The organism is Mesorhizobium sp. M2A.F.Ca.ET.067.02.1.1 (assembly GCF_004023285.1).
Taxonomy (GTDB): Bacteria; Pseudomonadota; Alphaproteobacteria; order Rhizobiales; family Rhizobiaceae; genus Mesorhizobium.
Genome location: NZ_RZSB01000477.1, coordinates 1 through 4,735, shown reverse-complemented (window position 1 = coordinate 4,735; position 4,735 = coordinate 1). Strand labels below are relative to the sequence as shown.

At 61.6% G+C, this 4,735-nt stretch carries 4 protein-coding genes; 1 reads left to right on the top strand and 3 read right to left on the bottom strand.

Annotated elements, in window-relative coordinates; translation table 11 throughout:
• Positions 1 to 115: 115 nt before the first annotated feature.
• The 3 genes from rho to hemE all read right to left on the bottom strand — a co-directional run bounded on the left by rho (position 116) and on the right by hemE (position 3,121).
• Entirely contained in the window at positions 116 to 1,381 is a 1,266-nt protein-coding gene (rho, locus tag EOA28_RS25480) for a transcription termination factor Rho (RefSeq protein ID WP_126080354.1), read from the bottom strand.
• Between the two features lie 178 nt (positions 1,382 to 1,559).
• Positions 1,560 to 2,096 (bottom strand): protoporphyrinogen oxidase HemJ, encoded by a 537-nt coding sequence (hemJ, locus tag EOA28_RS25475; RefSeq protein ID WP_127252808.1) that lies wholly within the window; start codon positions 2,094 to 2,096, stop codon positions 1,560 to 1,562.
• Positions 2,093 to 3,121 (bottom strand): uroporphyrinogen decarboxylase, encoded by a 1,029-nt coding sequence (gene hemE / locus EOA28_RS25470; RefSeq protein ID WP_127252809.1) that lies wholly within the window; start codon positions 3,119 to 3,121, stop codon positions 2,093 to 2,095. The genes hemJ and hemE overlap by 4 nt, the downstream gene beginning before the upstream one ends.
• A 495-nt stretch (positions 3,122 to 3,616) precedes the next feature.
• Here hemE and EOA28_RS25465 point away from each other — a divergent pair, with 495 nt between their 5' ends.
• The gene (locus tag EOA28_RS25465) at positions 3,617 to 4,438 is read left to right on the top strand and encodes a pyruvate, water dikinase regulatory protein (RefSeq protein WP_127252810.1); all 822 of its coding nucleotides are present in this window, start codon (positions 3,617 to 3,619) and stop codon (positions 4,436 to 4,438) included.
• Positions 4,439 to 4,735: the final 297 nt, after the last annotated feature.

Genomic DNA, 4,735 nt, shown 5'->3' with positions numbered 1-4,735 from the left:
ATAACCCGCCAAAGCGGCCAGAGCGCCTTTCAAAAAACGCCCATCCGCCTCGTGCGCTAAATATCGACTCCCATGCAAAACCCTCACAAGGGGAGAAGGGGGACCGCACTCCCCATCACGTATTCATCGAATCGAAGAAGTCCGCGTTGGTCTTGGTCTGCTTGAGCTTGTCGATGAGGAACTCGATCGCGTCGGTCGTGCCCATCGGCGCCAGGATGCGGCGCAGCACGAAGATCTTCTGCAGGTCCGATCGCGGCACCAGCAGGTCTTCCTTGCGGGTACCAGACTTGAGGATGTCGATCGCCGGATAGATGCGCTTGTCGGCCACCTTGCGGTCGAGCTGGATTTCGCAGTTGCCGGTGCCCTTGAACTCTTCGAAGATGACTTCGTCCATGCGGCTGCCGGTGTCGATCAGCGCGGTGGCGATAATGGTCAGCGAACCGCCTTCTTCGATATTGCGGGCCGCACCAAAGAAACGCTTCGGGCGTTGCAGCGCGTTGGCGTCGACACCGCCGGTCAGCACCTTGCCGGATGACGGCACGACCGTGTTGTAGGCGCGGCCGAGGCGGGTGATCGAATCGAGCAGGATGACGACGTCGCGACCATGCTCAACCAGGCGCTTGGCCTTCTCGATCACCATTTCGGCGACCTGCACGTGACGCGCGGCTGGCTCGTCGAAGGTGGACGAGATGACCTCGCCCTTCACCGAGCGTTGCATGTCGGTCACTTCCTCGGGACGCTCGTCGATCAGAAGCACGATCAGGTAGCATTCCGGATGATTGGCGGTGATCGAATGCGCGATGTTCTGCAACAGCACCGTCTTGCCGGTGCGCGGCTGCGCGTTGATCAGCGCGCGCTGGCCCTTGCCGATCGGCGCCACCAGGTCAATCACGCGCGGCGAGATGTCCTTGGTGGGGGGAGTGTCGACCTCCATCTTCAGCCGCGAGGTCGGGTAGAGCGGCGTCAGATTGTCGAAGTGGATCTTGTGTCGGATTTTTTCCGGATCGTCGAAATTGATGGTGTTGACCTTGAGCAGCGCGAAATAGCGCTCGCCCTCTTTCGGGCTGCGGATCGGTCCTTCGACCGTGTCGCCGGTCTTGAGCGAGAAGCGCCGGATTTGCGACGGCGAGATATAGATGTCGTCGGGGCCGGGCAGGTAGTTTGCGTTGGCCGAGCGCAGGAAGCCGAAGCCGTCCTGCAGCACCTCCACCACGCCATCACCGATGATCTCGATGTCCTGCGCGGCGAGCTTCTTCAGGATCGCGAACATCAGCTCCTGCTTGCGCATGACGCTGGCGTTCTCCACCTCGAGCGTTTCGGCGTAAGCGATCAGCTCCGGCGGCTTCTTGTTCTTGAACTCTGCGAGTTTCATTTCTTGCATTAGATAGACTCTGGGTAGGCTTTTGGGAGAAAATCGGCTGAATACGACAAATGCCGGGCGCGGCCGAAAGCGAGTAAAGGGGGCGGCGCATGACGGGAAGGAAGACCCGTCTTTTATCGTCGGTCGCCCGAAAGAGCAAGCCGCCTTTTGCTGGGCTTCTTCTGGTTTTGGGGGGAGCCTAGAACGGCTTCACGACGACCAGCATGACGATGACGATCATCAGCAATGTGGGGATCTCGTTGACGATCCGCCAGTGCCTGGCCGGCTTTTCGTTCTTATCCTCGGCGAATTTCCTGACCGCGCCGGCGAGATAGCCATGCAGACCCGACAGGACGAGCACCAGCGCGATCTTGGTGTGCAGCCAGCCGCCCTGGAAGCCGAAGCCTTTCCAGGCCAGCCAAAGGCCGAACACCCAGGTCACGATCATCGCCGGATTGATGATCCCCCTGAGCAGCCGGCGCTCCATCACCTTGAAGGTCTCGGACTGCACCGAGCCTTTCTCGGCATCGACATGATAGACGAACAGCCGCGGCAGATAGAGCATGCCCGCCATCCAGGCGATCACCGCGATCACATGGATGGCCTTCGCCCAGAGATAGAAGCCGTCGCCAGCCACCAAATAGAGAAGGGCCGTCGCCGCCACGAGAACGACAATGCCGATCACCATGCGCTTCATCGCCTGGCCGGTGGTGTTCTCGTTGCTCACATTGCTCATCGGTGGCTCCTCACCATTTTCACCATCGCTTCGACATGCGCCACCGGCGTTTCCGGCGTGATGCCATGGCCGAGATTGAAGATCAGCGGCCCGCCGCCCAGCGTCTTCAGGATGGCATCGACGCCATCGGCCAGCGCCTTGCCGCCGGCGACCAGCCGCAGCGGATCGAGATTGCCCTGCACCGCGCCTTCGCGCTGCAGCTCCTTCGCCATGGACAAAGGCACGGTCCAGTCGAGGCCGAGACCGGCAATGCCGGTCTTCTTCCTGTAGTCGCGATAGCGTTCGCCGGCGCCCTTCGGAAAACCGATCACCGGCACGTCGGGATGAACCGCCTTCACCTGCCGCACGATCTCAGCCACCGGCTCGACACAGAAAGCCTCGAAGGAGGGCTCGTCCAGCACACCCGACCAGGAATCGAAAATCTGCACCGCATCGGCGCCGGCTTCGATCTGGCGGATGAGATAGGCAGCCGAATGATCGGCCAGCGTCTTCAAGAGCCTCGCGAAGGCCTCGGGCTCGCGATAGGCGAACAGCCGCGCCGGTCCCTGGTCGGGCGTGCCGTGCCCGGCGATCATATAGGTCGCCACCGTCCATGGCGCGCCGCAGAAGCCGAGCAGCGTCGTCTCGTCGGGCAATTTCGCGCGCAGCCGGCGCACGGTCTCGTAGACCGGCTCGAGATTCACGTGAAACATCTCGCCGCTCAACGCCGCAATCTCGGCCGCCGAGATCGGCTTCAGGACCGGCCCGCGGCCTTCCTCGAAACGGACATCCCGCCCCAGCGCATTGGGCACAACGAGAATGTCGGAGAACAGGATCGAGGCGTCGAAGCCGAAGCGTTCGATCGGCTGCAGCGTCACCTCGACGGCGAGGTCCGGATCATAGCAGAGATCGAGGAAGGATCCGGCCCGTCTCCTGGTCTCGCGATACTCCGGAAGATAGCGGCCTGCCTGGCGCATCATCCAGAGCGGCGGCGGTGAAACCGTCTCGCCCTTGAGGACGTCGAGCACGATCCGTTTCCCAGCCATCCAGCGCCCGCCTCTCTCTACAGCGCCGCGCGTCCTAAGACGCGCAAAGGACGCTGTAGCACTTTCATCTAGCGCATGATCCTTTCCGAACCTCCGGTTCGGGGTCATGCGCGGTCTCTTAAATCAAATATCTATTTTAAAAGAGTCTTCTGATTCTAAGAGTCTGTTGGTTGTGATGATTGCGACCTGTCCAGCCTGCGGCTCGAAAAGGCCAGTCAGCATATTGTCGCGTACTTGTTTTCGCAAACTGGAGGGATCTGGGGACAAGGCCGATTCAAGCTTTCGAGTCAAAAGCTTGGCCGGTCCGATCCGATGTCCTGGTTGTGGATGAAATCGGCCCGGAAAAGTTGATCCCCAGTTTTGTCCCCAGCGCCGCGACAAAGCCTACAGCTGGTCGAATTGTGGACAAGCGGCCATCTGATACAGTCGCTTCCCTACCCAAGGCCCGCCCATCCAGCCTTGTCCACAATTGCCCACAGCCTGGACCCACCCGTTGTGAACAAACCTCAGAGCTTCTTCCACCTGCATCTGATCTCCGACGCCACCGGCGAGACGCTGCTGGCCGCCGGCCGGGCGGCGTCAGCGCAATACAAGGACGCGCGCGCCATCGAACATATCTATCCGCTGATCCGAACCGAGAAGCAGGTCGCCAAGGTCTTCGACGACATCGAGGAGGAGCCCGGCATCATCCTCTACACCGTGGTCGATCAGAAGCTCGCGCGCTCGATCGACGAGCGCTGCGCGGCCATGGGCCTGCCTTGCGTCTCGGTGCTGGAGCCGGTGCTCGCCGTCTTCCAATCCTATCTCGGCACGCCCGCCGGTCGCCGCGTCGGCGCCCAGCACGTGCTCGACGCCGAATATTTCCGCCGCATCGACGCGTTGAACTTCACCATGGAGCATGATGACGGCCAGCTGCCGGCCAATATGGACGATGCCGATATCGTGCTGATCGGCATCTCGCGCACCTCGAAGACGCCGACCTCGATCTATCTCGCCAATCGCGGTATCAAGACAGCCAACATCCCGATCGTGCTCGGCGTGCCGCTGCCCGAGAGCCTGATCGCCGCCAAGACGCCGCTGATCGTTGGGCTGATCGCGACGGCCGAGCGTATCTCGCATGTGAGGCAGAACCGCATCCTCGGCAACAGCGCCGCCTTCGTGCCGACCGACTATGTCGATCGCGCCGCGATCAACGAAGAGCTCGCCTATGCGCGCCAGCTCTGCACCAGGCATGGCTGGCCGATGATCGACGTCAGCCGCCGCTCCATCGAGGAAACGGCGGCGGCAATCGTTGCCCTGCGGGGCAAGACGCGGTAACGAAGGTTGGCCGAGACGCCGGCTGCTTCGTCATCCTAGGGCGGAGCAAGGAGCGCAGCGACGCGGCGTAGACCCTAGGATCCATGCCATGACGTCGAAGTATTGCAACGGTGTAGAATTCTGCTCCGCTGCGCCCCTCGGCTGAGGTTACGGCATGGATCCTAGGGTCCTCGCAACGGAGCTTCGCTCCTGCTTCGCCCTAGGATGACGAAGTTCGTAGGGCCTTGGCCATTCTCCAAAGTTTGTGCTGGACCGCCGGACAAACGATGGGTCAACAGCGTCAGGGAACTAGTGCAT